Origin of the sequence: Streptomyces sp. DH37 (assembly GCF_029813835.1) — a bacterium.
Lineage (GTDB): Bacteria > Actinomycetota > Actinomycetes > Streptomycetales > Streptomycetaceae > Streptomyces.
This window is the reverse complement of the sequence record NZ_JARVKV010000012.1, coordinates 1-17,298: the sequence shown is the minus strand read 5'-3', so window position 1 is coordinate 17,298 and position 17,298 is coordinate 1. Positions and strand designations below refer to the sequence as shown.

Below are 17,298 nucleotides of genomic sequence, written 5' to 3'. Positions count from 1 at the left end.
GGTCAGTGACGATTTTACCTTCTGTCCGTCCGGTCACCCGCCCAGGGGTGGTGAGGGATGTCTCCCCCACCACCCGCCACTGTGCGTGACGGCCCGGTGGACGCTGGGTCAGCGGGCGCCGCCGGCCCTGCGCGCTTCGGCCATCCGCTGCTCGGCGATGCGGTCGGCCGCCACGGCGGGCGGCACCCCGTCGGCCGCGGCGCGCTCGAAGATCGAGACCGTGGTGTCGTAGATCTTCTCGGCCTTTGCCTTCGCACGAGCGAAGTCGAAGCCGTGGAGCTCGTCCGCCACCTGGATCACGCCGCCGGAGTTCACCACGTAGTCGGGCGCGTAGAGGACGCCCCGGCCGGCGAGGTCCTTCTCGACGCCCGGGTGGGCGAGCTGGTTGTTGGCCGCGCCGCAGACCACCTTCGCGGTCAGGACGGGGACGGTCTCGTCGTTCAGGGCGCCGCCGAGCGCGCAGGGCGCGTACACGTCCAGGCCCTCGGTGCGGATCAGCGCGTCGGTGTCGGCGACCGCGGTCACCTCCGGGTGCGCGGCCACGACGCGCTCGACCGCCTCGGCGCGCACGTCCGTGACCACGACCTCGGCGCCCTCCTCCAGCAGGTGCCCCACCAGGTGGTGGCCGACCTTGCCGACGCCCGCGACGCCGACCTTCCGGCCGCGCAGCGAGGGGTCGCCCCACAGGTGCTTCGCGCTGGCGCGCATGCCCTGGTAGACGCCGAAGGCGGTGAGGACCGAGGAGTCGCCGGCGCCGCCGTTCTCGGGGGAGCGGCCGGTCACCCAGCGGCAGGTGCGCGAGACCACGTCCATGTCCCGCACGTAGGTGCCGACGTCGCAGGCGGTGACGTAGCGGCCGCCGAGGGAGGCGACGAAGCGGCCGTAGGCCTCCAGCAGCGCCTCGCTCTTGAGCTGCTCGGGGTCGCCGATGATCACGGCCTTGCCGCCGCCGTGGTCCAGCCCGGCGAGCGCGTTCTTGTACGACATGCCGCGGGCGAGGTTGAGCGCGTCCAGGACGGCGGCCTCCTCGGGGTTCCCCTCGGAGGCGTACGCGTGGAAGCGGGTGCCGCCCAGGGCGGGACCCAGGGCGGTGGAGTGGATGGCGATGACGGCCTTCAGGCCGGTCTCGCGGTCCTGGCAGAGCACGACCTGCTCGTGGCCGCCCTGGTCCGAGTGGAACAGGGTGTGCAGGACTCCGCCGGTGGCGCGCTCCGCGCTCACGGTGGTCTCTGTGCCGTCGGGCTGCCCGTCGACGCTGACGGCGGGACGTACGTCAGTCACGGTGGTGACTCCTGTATGTCGCGGAAGGGTGCCCTTCCAGCATCCTCCCGCTTGTGGCGGGGGAGGCGGGGCGGGCCGGTTGGCATGAGGGTAAGGCCTGAGGGCCCCCGGGAGTACAGGGCTGCGGTCGCGGTGCCACGATCAGGGTATTGAACTGCTGTCGTCCGCCCCCTCGGCCGGCTGCTCCGGGAGGAATAAACCCTTGGCCCTCACTACTCCGGTGGTCGTCCCGTACGCGTCCTACCTGCGGGTCTACGAGCCGCTGGCCGCCTTCCCCGAGCCGGAGCGTTCCCACTGGGCCCGCTACGCCCGGCGCGGGGACCTGCCCGGGGCGCAGGACGAGCTGCGCCGGTCCCTGGCGGACCTGGTGCCGGTGCCGCCGGTCGTGGTGCCGGTGCGCGAGAGCGCCGACGCCTTCGTGGCGGAGGTGGACGGCGTGGTGTGCGTCTGCCCCTGGCGGACGCGGCTGCGGGGCTGGCAGGCGCTGGCCGGGCTCGGCGACGAACTGCCGGCGCCGGTGCTGGACGCGGCGGTGCCGCCGGTGGTGCGGCGCGAGGCCGCGGCGGACTACGACGGCTGGCGGGAGCGCAACCCGGACGCCCGGCCGTGGATCCGCTCGGCGACCTGGCACGTGCCGGTGCGCTGGTTCGTCCTCTTCTCCGACGAGGAGCGCGAGTACGGCAAGGGGGCGGACGCCGACGGGGAGCGGGAGGGGCCCGTCCTGCGCTACCGCACCCCGATGGTGCAGGCGCGGCGGCGGGTGGCGCGCGCGCTGAAGGTGCTGCGCGAGGAGCTGGAGGACAGTCCGCTGGTCGACGGGCTGGTGGACGTGGGGCGGTGGCTGGAGGAGTTCCACCCGCGTTCGATGGTGGAACTGGACTACGGCGGACTGGTGTATACCATCTCCGAGGACCAGCTGGCCTCCGACCACTCCGCGGCCGACACCGCGGAGGGCCTGGCGGCGCTGCGGGAGGGCGACGGCGAGCGCGCGAGCGCCGCCTACGAGCGGCTGACCGAGCGCTGGCGGGCGGTACGGCAGCGGGGACTGGCCAGTTGAGGCGTACCGAGTGGACGGACTCCCGGGCGTGCGCGCCCCGCGCGCTGTGAACCGGGTGGATCCGGTTCGTTCCGGGCTTTTGCTCCAAGCGTGATGGACCGCACGTACCCGGGTCTTGCCCTGAAGGACATCTCTCGTGTCAAAATAGGACAAGGAGTCTGGAGGGGGCTTCATCCGTCCAACTATGGTCGGATCCATCGGTATTGCGCTTCTCCTCAGGGGGACTGAGGAGCTCTGCTCACGTTGTAACCGATCGTCACGAGGGTGTGACCGTCCGTTATGACACGGTCCATCGGCTTCCGTCGAGGTTGGACACCTGAGAGGGCAATTCCGTCGGTTTGGCCGACGTGGCTGGACAGATGGTGTAGTTGTAGTGCCGAGGACAAGCCGTTCGTCCTATAACCGACTCGGCCCGCGTCCGCCATTTCGGGCAACGCGGGTCAAGGTGCAGAATTTAGAGGAAAGAACCGTGATGGTTCGGTTCTCCCGAGGAGGCCGCTCATGACCGCTCGCACCCCTGATGCCGAGCCGCTGCTGACCCCGGCTGAGGTTGCCACCATGTTCCGTGTGGACCCGAAGACGGTCACGCGCTGGGCCAAGGCAGGCAAGCTCACGTCCATCCGCACGCTCGGAGGGCACCGCCGCTACCGCGAGGCGGAGGTGCGCGCCCTGCTCGCGGGCATCCCGCAGCAGCGCAGCGAGGGCTGAACAACCCCATGAATCGGGCGTAGCGGGACCCCCATCCCGCGTCGTCGCCCGACTCGGCACCATCTGTCGGGCCGGTGTCCCCCACGCGGCCTGGACTTCGATCACGCTGGGCTCCGCCGGGTCCAGCGCGATCCCTGTGCACCCCTTCGCGTCATCGAGGCCCCCCGGCCGGAACCGCCGTTCCGGCCGGGGGGCCTCGTGCGTCAACTGGGCTGCCGGCGTGCCCTGTTCGGGTGGCGCGGAGGGCGGAGGGCCGGCCGGGAGGGGTGTTCGGGGCGGCCGGGGACGGCCCGTACGGGGGGCGCGCGGGAGCGTTGGACGGGGTGCTCAGGTGCAGTGCAATTGCACATATTAAATTTACTCGGTGCAGGAAGGGGGTAAATTCCCCCACCTGATCAACCGATTCGGTGACTCCCGTCACATCGCGCGGGTATTGCCTGCCCCAACTACCGTACGGTAATGGGAAATAAGCGTACGACGCCCCGCAATCGACACCCGGTCCGGGCGTCGGCGCGGAATCCGGTCACCGGCCGGTCGCGGCGGCGGCCCGCCCGCCGTCCGGCTCCCGCTCGGGCTCCGGCTCCAGTGATGGCCGCTCCGGCGCCGGAGCGGCCGTACGGGCCTGCGAGGGCGGCTCCGCGGCCGGTTCCGAGGCCGGTTCCGCGGCCGGCCCGGGAAGCGCCTGTACGGGCGGCTCCGGGCGCGGGGCGGACGAGGGCTCCGGTGCCGGCTCCACCGCCGGGCCCGCCCCCGGAACCGTCCCGGGGTCCGCCTCCGGGACCAGGGGGGCCTCCGCGGGCTCCATGGCCAGCCGCTGCAACCGGTGGCAGACCGGGCAGTTCCGGGTGGCGTGGCCGTAGCGCGTCGCGGCGGACAGATGGGCTCTCAGCAGGGCCCGCGTCTCGTGCCGCGGATGCTCCGGAGTCGTCGGCATCGCGCCCACCTCCCAGTAGCAGAGGTACTCGCGGTCCGACGGGCCGTCAAGACGGCCCGGCCACCCGGGACGGCCCGGACGGGCGCCGAACGCCCAACGGCCCGGATCCACAGGGGGATCCGGGCCGTTCGATGCGGTCCTGACGGGATTTGAACCCGCGGCCTCCACCTTGACAGGGTGGCGAGCACTCCAAACTGCTCCACAGGACCTGGAAGCCGCAGCCTGGACGCCGTCCGAGCTGCGAGAAGGACTCTACAGCAGCTCAGGGGCGCAAAGCGAACTCACCCACGGTGCCCGTACGGCTACGGCGCCGCCGCGTCGACCGCCTTCACGATGCGCTTGTCCGAGATCGGGTACGCCGTGCCCAGGGAGTGCGCGAAGTAGCTGACCCGCAACTCCTCCAGCATCCAGCGGATCTCCCTCGCCTCGCGCGGCACCGGCCGTCCCGGCGGGAACTGCTCCAGCAGCCACTCGTACTCGTCCCGCATCTCCTTCACCTTCGCCGTCCGGGCGCGGTCCCGCTCGGCGTTGGAGGGGAGCTGCTGGAGGCGGCGGTCCACGGCCGTCAGGTAGCGCAGCAGGTCCGGCAGGCGCCGGGCGCCGTGGGCGGTCACGAAGCCCGGGTGGACCAGTTCCGAGAGCTGCTGCCGCACGTCCGCCAGACTCGCCGCCAGCACCTGGCTGTTCGACAGCGGCGGCGACTTCAGCCGGCGCTCGCACGCCTGCCAGGCGGCGAGCACCTCGCGCACCTGCCGCACCGTCGTCACCGTCGCGTCGACGATGTCGGCGCGCACCGCGTCGAAGAGCTTGCGGAAGCCCTCCTCGTCCCAGGCGGGGCCGCCGTGCGCCGCGATCAGCCGGTCGGCGGCGGCCGTCACGCAGTCGTCGAACAGCGCCTGCACGCTGCCGTGCGGGGAGGCGGCGAGCGCCAGCTTGGCCTGGTTGGTGAGCTTGGACTGGGCGAACTTGGCCGGACTGGAGGGCAGGTTCAGCAGGACGAGGCGGCGCGTGCCGCGCCACATCGCCTCCCGCTGCTCGTCCTCGGTGTCGAAGAGCTTCACGGACACCGAGGCGCCGTCGTCCACCAGCGCCGGGTACGCCTTGACCGGCTGGCCGGCCCGCCGCGTCTCGAAGGTGCGCGGGAGGGTGCCGACGGTCCAGGAGGTCAGCCCGGTGCGCTGCTCCAGGCCGCCGCCCGTGCCGCCGCCCTCGCGGGCGGAGTCGAACGCCTCGGACAGCGCGGCCCGGGTGCGGGGGCGCAGGGCGGTCCTCAGCTCCTCCAGGTCCTTGCTCTCGGCGTTCCCGGAGATCTTGCGGCGGCGTTCGTCCACCACCCGGAAGGTGATCTTCAGATGGTCCGGGACCTTGGACAGGTCGAAGTCCTGCGGGGCCACGCGCACGCCCGTCATCCGCGTCAGCTCCCGCGCCAGAACGGCCGTCAGCGGCTCGCCCAGGGTGGCTTCCGGGATGTCGCCGCCCTGCCCGGCGACGGCCTCCAAGAAGCGCTGGGCGAAGTTGGGCGCCGGGACGTAGTTGCGGCGGATCGGCTTGGGCAGCGAGCGGATCAGCTCGGTGACCAGGTCCGCGCGCAGACCCGGGATCTGCCAGTCGAAGCCCTCGGGGGTGACCTGGTTGAGCACCTGGAGGGGGACGTGGACGGTGACGCCGTCGGCGTCGGCCCCCGGCTCGAACTGGTACGTCACCCGGAACCTGAGCCGGCCCTGGCGCCAGGAGTCGGGGTAGTCGTCCTTGGTGATCTGCCCGGCACGCTCGTTGATGAGCATGGACTTCTCGAAGTTGAGCAGGTCCGGCTCCTCGTGGCGCTTCCGCTTCCACCAGGAGTCGAAGTGCGCGCCGGAGACCACGTGCTCGGGGACGCGCTGGTCGTAGAAGTCGAACAGCGTCTCGTCGTCGACGAGGATGTCGCGGCGGCGGGCGCGGTGCTCCAGCTCCTCGACCTCGCCCAGCAGCCTGCGGTTGTCGTGGAAGAACTGGTGGTGGGTGCGCCAGTCGCCCTCCACCAGGGCGTTGCGGATGAACAGGTCGCGGCAGGTCTCCGGGTCGATGCGCCCGTAGTTCACCTTGCGCTGCGCGACGATGGGGACGCCGTAGAGCGTCACCTTCTCGTACGCCATCACCGCCGCCTGCTTCTGCTCCCAGTGCGGCTCGCTGTAGGTGCGCTTGACCAGGTGCTGGGCGAGCGGCTCGATCCAGTCCGGGTCGATCCTGGCGTTGACCCGCGCCCACAGCCGCGAGGTCTCCACCAGCTCGGCCGACATGATCCAGCGCGGCGGCTTCCTGAACAGCGCCGAGCCGGGGAAGACGGCGAACTTGGCGTTGCGCGCGCCCAGGTACTCGTTGTTCTTCGCGCCCTCCCTCCCGGTGCTCTTCCCGCCCTCCTTCGCGGTGCCCTTCCCGCTCTCCGTCCCGGTGTCCCGGAGCCCGATGTGCGACAGCAGGCCCGCCAGCAGCGACTGGTGGACGCGGTCGGCGTCGGCGTCCTGGTCGTTCATCCGGACGCCCATGGACTTGGCCACCTGGCGGAGCTGGACGTAGATGTCCTGCCACTCGCGTATGCGCAGGTAGTTGAGGAACTCGGTCTTGCACATGCGGCGGAAGGCCGAGGAGGACAGCGTCTTCTGCTGCTCGCGCACGTACCGCCACAGGTTGAGCAGGGTGAGGAAGTCGCTGTTCTCGTCCCGGAAGCGGGCGTGCTGCTGGTCGGCCTGCTGCTGCTTGTCGGCGGGGCGCTCGCGCGGGTCCTGGATGGACAGCGCGGCGGCGATCACCATGACCTCGCGGACGCAGCCGTTGCGGTCGGCCTCCAGCACCATCCGGGCCAGACGCGGGTCCACGGGGAACTGAGCCAGCTTCCGGCCGGTCTCCGTCAGCCGCTTGCGCGGGTCCTTCTGCGCGGTGTCGAGGGCGTGCAGCTCCTCCAGGAGCTGTACGCCGGCCTTGATGCTGCGGTGGTCCGGCGGGTCGATGAACGGGAAGCGCTCGATGTCGCCCAGCCCGGCGGCGGTCATCTGGAGGATGACGGAGGCCAGGTTCGTCCGCAGGATCTCGGGGTCGGTGAACTCCGGGCGGGAGAGGAAGTCCTCCTCGGAGTAGAGCCGGACGCAGATGCCGTCCGAGGTACGGCCGCAGCGGCCCTTGCGCTGGTTGGCGCTGGCCTGGGAGATCCGCTCGATCGGCAGCCGCTGGACCTTGGTGCGGTGGCTGTAGCGGGAGATGCGGGCGGTGCCGGTGTCGATGACGTACTTGATGCCGGGGACGGTCAGCGAGGTCTCGGCGACGTTGGTGGCCAGCACGATCCGCCGGGTCGCCTGCCCCTGCCGGGTGCTCCGCTGGAAGACGCGGTGCTGCTCGGCGTGCGACAGCCGCGCGTACAGCGGCAGCACCTCCGTGAAGCGCAGGTTCCGCTTGTTCAGCGCGTCGGCGGTGTCGCGGATCTCCCGCTCGCCGGAGAGGAAGACCAGGATGTCGCCCGGCCCCTCGGCCTGGAGCTCGTCGACCGCGTCGCAGACCGCGGTGACCTGGTCCCGGTCCGGGTTGTCGCCGTCCTCCTCCAGCAGCGGCCGGTAGCGGACCTCCACCGGGTACGTGCGCCCGGACACCTCGACGATCGGGGCGTCGCCGAAGTGGCGGGAGAAGCGCTCGGGGTCGATCGTCGCGGAGGTGATGACGACCTTGAGGTCCGGGCGGCGGGGGAGGAGCTGGGCGAGGTAGCCCAGCAGGAAGTCGATGTTGAGGCTGCGCTCGTGCGCCTCGTCGATGATGATCGTGTCGTAGCGGCGCAGCTCGCGGTCGGTCTGGATCTCGGCCAGCAGGATGCCGTCCGTCATCAGCTTGACCAGGGTGTCCTCGCCCACCTGGTCGGTGAAGCGGACCTTCCAGCCCACCGCCTCGCCCAGCGGGGTGCGCAGCTCCTCGGCGACGCGCTCGGCGACGGTGCGGGCCGCGATCCGGCGCGGCTGGGTGTGCCCGATCAGCCCCTTCACCCCGCGCCCGAGCTCCAGGCAGATCTTGGGGATCTGGGTGGTCTTGCCGGAGCCGGTCTCGCCCGCGACGATCACGACCTGGTTGTCCCGGATCGCCTCGAGGATCTCGTCCTTCTTCTGGCTGACCGGGAGCTGCTCCGGGTAGTCGATCGCGGGTACGGCGTCCCGCCGCGCGGCCACGCGCAGCTCGGCGCGCTCGACCTCGGCGGCGATCTCGGCGAGTACGGCCTGCCGCGCCTCCGGCTTGCGGATGCGGCGGACGCCCTCCAGGCGGCGGCCGAGTCGCTGCTGGTCGCGCAGCATCAGCTCGGGCAGTCGCTCCAGGACGGCGGGGAGGGTGGGGTCAGACAGAGTGGACATACGGACTCCAGGATCGCACCCGCGCCGAGTGCCGTGCGAATCATTTCAACGGGGCTTGTGGGCGTTATGCGGTCTTGTGGGCGGAATGGCTGACTAGGGTGACGCACATGAGCGACCAGAGTCACCCCCTCCCGCACGGCTCGCGCGACGCGCACGGCTCTCATGATGCCCGTGGTGGGGACAGGGCTGGGGAGGACGGGGCAGGGGAGGGTGGGGAGGACAGGGCTTGGGAGGGTGGGGAGGACGGGGCAGGGAAGGCCGGCGGGGGCGGGGCGGGAGGAGCCGCGGCCGGGTGGTGGCGTCGCTTCAGGGGATCGCCCTTCCTGCCCGCCACCGTGCTGACACTGCTCATCGCCGCCGCGGCCGGGCTCTTCGCGGGCTCGTACACCTACGCCATGGCGGATCCCACACCGCACCGCATCCCCGTCGCGGTCGTCGGCGCCGAGGCCGCCGCCGCGCGCGGGGAGCGCGCCGACGCCTTCGCCGACGCCATGAGCGAGGACCTGCGCTCCTCCCTGGAACTGCGCCGGTACCCCGACGACGCGGCGGCCCAGGACGCCCTGGAGTCCCAGAAGGTGTTCGCCGTGCTGCACGTCCCCGCCGACCCCGGCCGGGAGCGGCTGGATCTGGACGTCTCCAGCGCCTCGGGCGCCTCCGTCGCCGAACTGCTGACCCAGGCCGCCCGGACGGTCGGCGAGGAGACCGGGCTGCGGGTGGCGGTGCGGGACGCCAAACCGCTGGACCCGGGCGATCCGCGCGGCCTGGCCCTGTTCTACGTCACCCTCGCGGCGGTGGTCACCGGCTTCATCGGGGCCATCCAGATGAGCGTCCACGCCAAGGACCTGAAACCGTTCGAGAGGATCGCCTTCACGGCCGCCTACTCGCTGCTCGGCGGCTTCGCCGTCACCGCGGCCGTGGACTGGCTGCTGAACGCGGTCGACTTCCCCTTCGTCCACTCCTGGATGATCCTCGCCCTGACCATGTTCACCTCGGGCATGGTCTTCACGATGTTCCAGGCCCTGATCGGCCGCTGGGCCATGCTCCCCACCTGGGGTCTGATGGTCCTCATCGGCAACCCCTCCTCCGGGGGAGCGGTCTCCTGGCCGCTGCTGCCCTCGCCGCTGGGCGTCGTGGGCCGCTGGCTTCCGCCGGGCGCCTCCGTCAACGCCCAGCACACGGCCGTCTACTTCCCCGGCCACCTGCACCCGCAGCCCTATCTGGTGCTGGCCGCCTGGGCGGTCGCCTCCAGCGCCGTCTTCTGGATCTGGCGCCACCGCCACCCGGGCGGCCGGAACGGCGGCTCCTGAGCCCGGCTGCCTCGGCGGCCCCCGGTCGGTGGCGAACCCCGGTCAGGGACGCCAGTACCGGCCGCTCTCGCGCTTCAGCAGGCACTCGTCGACCAGATGGCGCCGCACCGTCACATGGTCGGTGCCCCCGCCCTCGCACCACACGCGCAGCAGGTCGTCGACCTCGCGCTCGCCGTAGACGCGCCCGGTCCCGAAGGAGCGCTCCACCACGTGCTCCAGGACCGGGAGCCGCCTGCCCCTGCGGGCGGGCAGGCGGACGATCCGTCCGTCGCGCACGAACCGGTGGAGCGGGTCCCCGGCGGGGGTCTCCGGCTCCCCGGCCCCCGCGCGGGCGAGCTCCCGGAACCGCTCGGTCTCGACGCGCAGCCCGCCGTCCCCACCGTCCCCGCCGCCGATCACTCCGCCGTTCCGCAGCCGCCGCACGGCGACCGCGGCCTCGCGGACGGTCAGCCCGGCGGCCGACGCCACCTCCGGCACGTTTCCGGCTCCCAGCGCCAGCGCGGCGAACGCGCGCAGCCGGTGCGGCTCGGCGAGCAACCCGGCGAGATCTCCTGACGTCATGGCCCCACCCTGCCACCGGTCCGTCCCGTACCGCCCGCGGTTTTCCGGCGGCGGACGCCCGCCGTCCCCGGCCGCGGTCGCGCTCCGGACACGGAGAAGCCCCCGGGCGAGTCTCCTCGCCCGGGGGCTTCTCCTGCGGTGGCTGGGGCCGGGGTCGAACCGGCGACCTTCCGCTTTTCAGGCGGACGCTCGTACCAACTGAGCTACCCAGCCGCAGCGGTCCTGACGGGATTTGAACCCGCGGCCTCCACCTTGACAGGGTGGCGAGCACTCCAAACTGCTCCACAGGACCAAGCAACGTACGAGCACTAGTCTCGCACAGGGTGGTGCGTGCCCCCAACGGGATTCGAACCCGTGCTACCGCCTTGAAAGGGCGGCGTCCTGGGCCACTAGACGATGAGGGCTGATGGCCCACCTGGGCGCTTCTCAGCGCGTCGGGGACGTGAGAAGCATATGGGATGGCGGGACGGATCGCCAAAACGGATTTCCGGCGGTGTCCGGGCGGGCTAGCCGGACCGTGACGGGGCGGGGGCCGCGGGGGACGCCGGGGGAGGAGTCGAGGGAGACGCCGAGGGGGATGGTGAGGAGGGCGAGGGGAGCGGCGAGCCGCCCGGTTCCACCTCCTCCGGCAGATGGCGGCTGACCTCGGCCGTCGTCAGGCCCAGACCGCCCAGGGTGATCTCGTCCCACGCCTGGAGCCGCTTGGTGTCCTGGTCCAGGTAGAGCACCGAGGCCATCACCTTCTGCGGCTCGTCGCCCTCCACGGCCCGCAGGCCGCCGCCGCCCGTGGAGCCCTCGATCATCAGACGGGTGCCCTCCTCCATCACCCGGTTCTCCCGGCGGTGGACGTGGCCGGCCAGGACCAGCGGCACGTCGCCGTCCGTCTGCTGGGCCGCCACCGGGTTGTGCGCGACGGCGATGTGTACCGGCTTCCCCGCCGCCGCGCTCTCGCGCAGCGCGGCGGCCAGCCTGCCGCCCGCCGCGCGCTCGGCCGGGTCGCCCTGGGCGACCACCGAGCGGTCCGGGGTGAACTGGGGGTCGCCGATCCCCGCGATCCGCAGGCCGCCCACGGTCACGGGCTCGCCGTCGTCCAGGACGTGGGTGTTGTCCAGCTTCTCGACGTACTCCTGGGTGGCGCGCGAGTCGTGGTTGCCGCGCACCCACACGTAGGGCGCGCCGAGGTCCTCGACGGGATCGAGGAAGCCGTTCTCGGCGGCGGTGCCGTGGTCCATCGTGTCGCCCGAGTCGATGATCACGTCGATGTCGTACTGCTCGACCAGCGACCTGACGATGTGCCACGCGGCCGGGTTGAGGTGGATGTCGGAGACGTGCAGCACGCGGACGGTGTTCGGGTCCGGCTGGTAGGCCGGGAGCGTGGAGGCGGCGTCGTAGAGCTTGGTGACGTTGGTGACCAGCCGCGCCAGCTCCTGCTGGTAGACGTCGAACTCGGTGACGATGCTGCGCGCGCTGCCGACCACGCTCGGCGCGCTGGCCAGCAGTCCGGAGAACTTCGGCTCCAGCAGCGACTTCGGGTTCCACGTCGCGTACGCGCTCGCGCCGGAGGCGGCCAGCAGCGCGAGCGCGAGGCCGCCCGCCGCGAGCGCGCGCCGCGGGCGCCGGTAGACGGCCAGGCCGAGCGCCGTGGCGCCGGTGACGGCCGCGACGGAGGCCCGCACGGCCAGGTCCCGCGCGCCGGACTGCACGTCCCGGGTGATCTCCCCCTCCAGGCCGCTGATCCGCTCCGGGCGGTCGACCAGGGCCTGGGCCCGCTCGGGGTTGAGCTGGTCGATATCGACATCGAGCGCGAGCGGGGCGAGGTGGCTGTCCAGCTCCAGCGCGCCGAGCGGCGACACGCTGATCTCCGTCCCCCCGGTCGGCGAGGGGCGCAGCGACATCCGGGTGTCCACCGGCCCCACGGGGGCCTTCACGCTGCCCGCGACGAGCAGCCCCAGCCAGGCGCCCAGCAGCGTGACGGCGGCCAGCGCCAGCGCGCGGGCGTACGGGTGCGGGGTGCGGCTCAGGGAGGGGCCCGGTGCGGGCCGGTGCGCCCGGAAGCGGCGCCGGAGAGCACGGGGAACGGCTGCGGCCCGGCGGACGGGAGCCCGGTGCGGCCGGAGTGGTTCTCGGCTCATGCCGTGCCATATGCCCGGCCGGATGGCGACTATGCGACGGCCGTGCCGTGCACCGGCTCGTGCGCCGTCCGCGCGCCGTGGCGGACAATGGGCCCGTGCTGGAGATGACGCGCGAGGAGTTCGAGGAACTGGTGGCCGAGGCGCTCGACCGGATCCCGCCGGAGCTGACGCGGCTCATGGACAACGTGGCGGTGTTCGTGGAGGACGAGCCGCCGGCCGAGGACCCCGAGCTGCTCGGGCTGTACGAGGGCACTCCGCTGACCGAGCGCGGCGAGTGGTACGCCGGGGTCCTGCCGGACCGCATCACGATCTACCGGGGTCCGACCCTGCGGATGTGCGAGCGCGACGGCGGCGACCGCGGGATGGTCGTCGAGGAGGTGGAGATCACCGTGGTGCACGAGATCGCCCACCACTTCGGCATCGACGACGAGCGGCTGCACGACCTGGGATACGCGTGAGCCGAGGCGCGGCGGAGGGGCGGGCGGAGGGGGAGGAGCCGCAGCGGGAGGGGCCGCAGCGGGAGGAGCCGGGGGGCGGACCGGACGCGGTGATCGACCCCGACGTCGATCTGCACGTCCCCGCCCACCGCGCCGAGACCGCCGGGCCCCGCGCGGCGGCCGTCCTCGCCGCCGTCGCCGCGGGCGGGGCGCTGGGCGCCTGCGCCCGCCACGGCCTCACGTCGGCCTGGCCCGCCGCGCCCGGCGGCCTCTCCTGGGCGGTCCTCGCCGCCAACACCGCCGGCTGCGCGCTGATCGGCGTGCTGATGGTGCTGGTGGGGGAGCGCGGCCCCGGCCGAGGGGGCCTCCGCCATCCGCTGGCGCGCCCCTTCCTGGGCACGGGCGTGCTGGGCGGCTTCACCACCTACTCGGCGTACGCGCTCGACACCGTGCGGCTGCTGGAGGAGGGCGCCGCGGGCACCGCGCTGCTGTACCTGTCCGCCACCCTGGCTGCCGCCCTCGGCGCCGTGTGGGCGGCGGCCGGCGCGACCCGGGCGGTGGCGGCGCGGTGAGCTGGGCCCTGGTGGCGCTCGGCGGGGCGGCGGGCGCGTGCCTGCGGTACGTGGTGGACCGCGCGGTGCAGTCGCGGCACGAGTCGGTCTTCCCCTGGGGCACCCTCGCCGTCAACGCCGCCGGCAGCCTGCTGCTGGGCCTGGTGACCGGGGCCGTCGAGGGGGGCGCGATGGGCGCGCGGGCCGCCGCGCTGCTCGGCACGGGGCTGTGCGGCGCGCTGACGACGTACTCCACCTTCTCCTACGAGACGCTGCGGCTGGCCGAACGCGGTTACGGGCGGCTGGCGTTGGCGAACGCGGCCGCCACGCCGCCGGTCGCCCTGGGGGCGGTGTGGGCGGGTCTGGCGCTGGCGCGTGACCTGCCGGGCTGACGGGAGTTGGGCAGGGGGAGCCCGCCCGACCCCCGACTCCCGCCTCCCGGAGGTGCCGCCCGTGCGCCGGTCCCGTTCCGTCCCCCGTGAACCAGCTCCCCGTGAACCAGCCCCCCGCGAACCAGCCCCCCGCGGGCCGGCTCGTGCGGCCGCCCGCACGAGCCTCCGTACGACCGCCGGCGCCCTGCTGCTGGCCGCCCTCGGCGGCTGCATGACGGTCGGCTCCCCCGGCGAGGGGGAGGACGCCGGGCGGCAGCCGGCCGGGCACCAGGCATCCAGGGACGCCGACGGCCCGCGGCCGGGCAGCGCGGTGGCGCCGCGCGGCGGGGGCGAGGAGAGGGGCGGGGGAGGGGGGCGAGCGGTGAAGGGGAAGGACCGGGACGGCGCCGAGCGCACGCCCTCGGGCCGGCCGTCCGGCCCGTCCGCCTCCCCCTCGCCGTCCTCCGCCGCCCCGCGCCCGACGAGGCCCTCGCCGTCGGCGAGTTCGGGGAAGGGCGGGGGGACGCCCGCACCGGCCCCCTCGAGGCCCTCGCGCCCCTCGAACCCCTCGCGCACGGCCGCCCCGCCGCCCCCCGACCCCACGACCCCGCCCGCCGAGCCGTCCCCGCCGCAGGGGGACGGCGGGGGCGGTGACGGCGGCGGTGACGGTGGGGGCAGCGGCCCCGGGGACGGCCCGGAGGACGGCTCGGACGGCGAGACCGAGGATCTCGCCGGATTTCCGGTGCGGTACGGAATGAACGGCCGCACCCACGGTGTTCACTCCTCGTACGACTCCCACGGCTCCGGCGGCCCGCATGACTCAGGCGGACGATTCGGCTCCGTGGACCGGTAGACTTCCCCCAGGCGGTCGTCACCGCCGTCCCTCCCACCCCACCGGCAGCGCGAAGACGAGATTTGCGCTCGGGGGGCGGAGGTCGTATGGTGGCAGATCGTTTGCTCCCATTTGCCCGGCGCCGTGAATCAGTAGCGCGCCGTGTGGCGCGTTCCTCACCTGAGCCGTGGCTGACCGCATCGAGGCGGTCTTATGCGAAAACACGGAGTTGCGGGCGCGTGCCATGTGACTCCGAGAGGTTTGTTTCCGCATGTCTGTCACCACTCCTGACGTCGTCCTGCCCGAGGACGAGCCGACGATCACGTTCGCCGACCTCGGTCTGCCCGGCGAGATCGTCCGCAAGCTCGCGCACAACGGCGTCACCGTCCCCTTCCCGATCCAGGCCGCGACCATCCCGGACGCGCTGGCGGGCAAGGACGTCCTCGGCCGCGGCCGCACCGGCTCCGGCAAGACGCTCAGCTTCGGCCTGCCGCTGCTGGCCCGGCTGGCGGGCGGGCGCACCGAGCGCAAGCGCCCCCGCGGCGTCATCCTCACCCCCACCCGCGAGCTGGCCATGCAGGTCAGCGACGCGCTCCAGCCGTACGGCGACGTCCTCGGCCTGAAGCTGAAGGTCGTCTGCGGCGGCACCTCGATGGGCAACCAGATCAGCGCCCTGGAGCGCGGCGTCGACGTCCTCGTCGCCACCCCGGGCCGCCTGCGCGACCTGATCAGCCGCGGCTCCTGCTCGCTGGACGACGTGGAGACCGCGATCCTGGACGAGGCCGACCAGATGGCCGACCTGGGCTTCATGCCCGAGGTCACCGAGCTGCTCGACCTGGTGCCGGCGGGCGGCCAGCGGATGCTGTTCTCCGCCACGCTGGAGAACGAGATCGACACCCTCGTCAAGCGCTACCTGGTCGACCCCGTCAGCCACGAGGTGGACGCCGCCCAGGGCGCGGTCACCACGATGAGCCACCACGTGCTGATCGTGAAGCCGCGCGACAAGGCGCCGGTCACCGCCGCCATCGCCGCGCGCAAGGGCCGCACCATCGTCTTCGTCCGCACCCAGCTCGGCGCCGACCGCGTCGCCGAGCAGCTGCGCGACGCGGGCGTGCGGGCCGACGCGCTGCACGGCGGCATGACGCAGGGCCTGCGCACCCGGACGCTGGCCGACTTCAAGGACGGCCGCGTCAACGTGCTGGTCGCCACCGACGTCGCCGCGCGCGGCATCCACGTCGACGACATCGACCTGGTGCTGAACGTGGACCCGGCCGGCGACCACAAGGACTACCTGCACCGCTCCGGCCGCACCGCCCGCGCGGGCCGCTCCGGCACGGTCGTCTCGCTGGCGCTGCCGCACCAGCGGCGGCAGATCTTCCGGCTGATGGAGGACGCGGGCGTGGACGCCTCGCGCCACATCATCGGCCGCGGCGACGCCTTCGACGAGGACGTGGTGGAGATCACCGGCGCCCGGTCGCTGACCGAGGTGCAGGCCGAGTCGGCGCTGAACGCCGCCAAGCAGGCCGAGCGCGAGGTGGCGGAGATCACCCGCCGCCTGGAGCACGCCCAGCGGCGCGCGGCCGAGCTGCGCGAGGAGGCCGACAAGCTCTCCGCGCGTGCCGCCCGCGAGCGGGGCGAGGACCCCGAGGCCGCGGTGGCCGCGGTCGCCGAGGCGACCGGTGCGGTGGCCGCCGAGTTCGCCGCCGAGGCCGACGCCGCGGAGGCCGAGGCCGAGGCGCGCCGGGCACGCGAGGAGCGGTCCTACGAGCGCCGCGACGAGCGGGGCAACTTCCGCCGCGACAACGACCGTCGCGACCGCGACGACCGCCGTCCGTACGGCCGCGACCGCGACCGTGACCGTGACCGCGACGACCGGCGCCCGTTCAACCGGGACCGCCGTGACGAGCGGGGCGGCGACCGTCCGTTCAACCGCGACCGGCGCGACGACCGCGGCGGCTTCCGCCGCGACAACGACCGTCGCGAGTTCGGCCACCGCGGTGGCGGCGACCGTCCGTTCAACCGCGACCGCGACGACCGGCGCCCGTTCAACCGGGACCGTGACCGCGACGACCGCCGTCCGTACGGCCGCCGCGACGACCGCAGCGGTGGCTACCAGGGCGGCGGCTACCAGGGCGGCGGCTACCAGGGCGGTGGCCACCAGAGTGGCGGTCACCAGGGCGGCGGCGACCACCGCAGCGGCCGCTCGTTCGACCGCCGTGCGGACAAGCCGCGCTGGAAGCGCAACGGCTGACGCCTGACGGCCTGACGACCCGGGGCCCGTTCCGAAGCACCGCTTCGGGGCGGGCCCCGGGCGTTCCCGCCCGCGGGGCCGGGCGCGGCCGACGCGTCCGGGGGAGAAGCGGGCGGTGCGGGTCCGCCACGGGGCCGGGAACCGGGGACGGTTGGCGCGGGCTGCCCCTCGCGGACTCCGGACGGGCCCCGGAAGGACTCCGGGAGGACTCCGGGAGGGGGCGCCGAACGGCCGGGGCCGGCGCCGGTGCCTTCGGCGGGCGGCCGGACCCGTGGGCGCGGACGCGACACAACCGCTCGCCGTACCGTGCCAATGCCTTCGAATCATGGCCTGCCTCCGGGCTATGCTTCGTGGGCGGGCCGTTAGCTCAATTGGCAGAGCAGTGGACTTTTAATCCATTGGTTGTGGGTTCGAGTCCCACACGGCCTACCGCAGAAGCCCAGTTCAGACGGTGTCTGGACTGGGCTTCTTGGCGTTTCGGCGCCGTTGAAGATCGTTAGCTGGCCCGATGC

General features: G+C 73.3%; 11 protein-coding genes, 5 tRNA genes and 1 pseudogene. 8 read left to right on the top strand and 9 right to left on the bottom strand.

Translation table 11 applies throughout. The features are described 5' to 3' along the window. Positions 1-108: 108 nt before the first annotated feature. A complete protein-coding gene (locus QC029_RS09175; RefSeq protein WP_279555101.1) occupies positions 109-1,221 on the bottom strand; it encodes a Glu/Leu/Phe/Val dehydrogenase dimerization domain-containing protein in 1,113 nt (370 codons plus the stop codon). A 262-nt stretch (positions 1,222-1,483) separates the two neighbouring features. On the opposite strand from QC029_RS09175, the gene QC029_RS09170 reads away from it, so the two are divergent. Continuing rightward, entirely contained in the window at positions 1,484-2,338 is an 855-nt protein-coding gene (locus QC029_RS09170) for a hypothetical protein (RefSeq protein WP_279555009.1), read from the top strand. A gap of 501 nt (positions 2,339-2,839) precedes the next feature. Then, a complete protein-coding gene (gene bldC / locus QC029_RS09165) occupies positions 2,840-3,046 on the top strand; it encodes a developmental transcriptional regulator BldC (protein ID WP_020869672.1) in 207 nt (68 codons plus the stop codon). 523 nt (positions 3,047-3,569) lie between these two features. Here the strand turns inward: bldC and QC029_RS09160 are convergent. The 3 genes from QC029_RS09160 to hrpA form a co-directional block, all read right to left on the bottom strand. Further along, positions 3,570-3,980, bottom strand: a complete 411-nt coding sequence (locus QC029_RS09160; RefSeq protein ID WP_279555005.1) for a DUF6274 family protein — start codon at positions 3,978-3,980, stop codon at positions 3,570-3,572. A gap of 134 nt (positions 3,981-4,114) precedes the next feature. After that, a tRNA-Asp gene (locus QC029_RS09155) sits at positions 4,115-4,189 on the bottom strand. A 93-nt stretch (positions 4,190-4,282) separates the two neighbouring features. After that, a complete protein-coding gene (hrpA, locus tag QC029_RS09150; RefSeq protein WP_279555003.1) occupies positions 4,283-8,344 on the bottom strand; it encodes an ATP-dependent RNA helicase HrpA in 4,062 nt (1,353 codons plus the stop codon). A 305-nt stretch (positions 8,345-8,649) separates the two neighbouring features. Between hrpA and QC029_RS09145 the strand changes: the two are divergent. Beyond that, positions 8,650-9,651, top strand: a pseudogene (locus QC029_RS09145) (ABC transporter permease); the annotation flags it as partial. Between the two features lie 42 nt (positions 9,652-9,693). Here QC029_RS09145 and QC029_RS09140 read toward each other — a convergent pair. From QC029_RS09140 to QC029_RS09120, 5 genes are all read right to left on the bottom strand, one after another. Then, positions 9,694-10,212: a DUF2087 domain-containing protein gene (locus QC029_RS09140; protein WP_279555002.1), complete on the bottom strand. Its 519-nt coding sequence runs from the start codon at positions 10,210-10,212 to the stop codon at positions 9,694-9,696. Between the two features lie 139 nt (positions 10,213-10,351). Beyond that, a tRNA-Phe gene (locus QC029_RS09135) sits at positions 10,352-10,425 on the bottom strand. A gap of 4 nt (positions 10,426-10,429) precedes the next feature. Continuing rightward, positions 10,430-10,504 (bottom strand) — tRNA-Asp (locus QC029_RS09130). A 39-nt stretch (positions 10,505-10,543) separates the two neighbouring features. Continuing rightward, positions 10,544-10,616, bottom strand: a tRNA-Glu gene (locus QC029_RS09125). Between the two features lie 102 nt (positions 10,617-10,718). After that, positions 10,719-12,344, bottom strand: coding sequence for a metallophosphoesterase (locus QC029_RS09120; protein WP_279555001.1), 1,626 nt, complete (start codon positions 12,342-12,344; stop codon positions 10,719-10,721). Positions 12,345-12,439: 95 nt separating this feature from the next. Here QC029_RS09120 and QC029_RS09115 point away from each other — a divergent pair, with 95 nt between their 5' ends. From QC029_RS09115 to QC029_RS09095, 5 genes are all read left to right on the top strand, one after another. Further along, a complete protein-coding gene (locus tag QC029_RS09115; protein ID WP_279554999.1) occupies positions 12,440-12,802 on the top strand; it encodes a metallopeptidase family protein in 363 nt (120 codons plus the stop codon). An 89-nt stretch (positions 12,803-12,891) separates the two neighbouring features. Further along, positions 12,892-13,353 (top strand): CrcB family protein, encoded by a 462-nt coding sequence (locus QC029_RS09110; protein ID WP_279555099.1) that lies wholly within the window; start codon positions 12,892-12,894, stop codon positions 13,351-13,353. Beyond that, positions 13,350-13,724: a fluoride efflux transporter CrcB gene (gene crcB / locus QC029_RS09105; protein ID WP_279554998.1), complete on the top strand. Its 375-nt coding sequence runs from the start codon at positions 13,350-13,352 to the stop codon at positions 13,722-13,724. The genes QC029_RS09110 and crcB overlap by 4 nt, the downstream gene beginning before the upstream one ends. Before the next feature lie 1,082 nt (positions 13,725-14,806). Next, complete coding sequence (locus tag QC029_RS09100) at positions 14,807-16,786, top strand: DEAD/DEAH box helicase (protein ID WP_279554997.1); 1,980 nt, start codon at positions 14,807-14,809, stop codon at positions 16,784-16,786. A gap of 356 nt (positions 16,787-17,142) precedes the next feature. Then, positions 17,143-17,215 (top strand) — tRNA-Lys (locus tag QC029_RS09095). Positions 17,216-17,298: the final 83 nt, after the last annotated feature.

Bases quoted from the DNA above. Each gene is read 5' to 3' on its own strand.
- bldC (WP_020869672.1), top strand. From the start codon at position 2,840: ATGACCGCTCGCACCCCTGATGCCGAGCCGCTGCTGACCCCGGCTGAG.
- QC029_RS09160 (WP_279555005.1), bottom strand. From the start codon at position 3,980: ATGCCGACGACTCCGGAGCATCCGCGGCACGAGACGCGGGCCCTGCTG.
- hrpA (WP_279555003.1), bottom strand. From the start codon at position 8,344: ATGTCCACTCTGTCTGACCCCACCCTCCCCGCCGTCCTGGAGCGACTG.
- QC029_RS09140 (WP_279555002.1), bottom strand. From the start codon at position 10,212: ATGACGTCAGGAGATCTCGCCGGGTTGCTCGCCGAGCCGCACCGGCTG.
- QC029_RS09120 (WP_279555001.1), bottom strand. From the start codon at position 12,344: ATGAGCCGAGAACCACTCCGGCCGCACCGGGCTCCCGTCCGCCGGGCC.
- QC029_RS09100 (WP_279554997.1), top strand. From the start codon at position 14,807: ATGTCTGTCACCACTCCTGACGTCGTCCTGCCCGAGGACGAGCCGACG.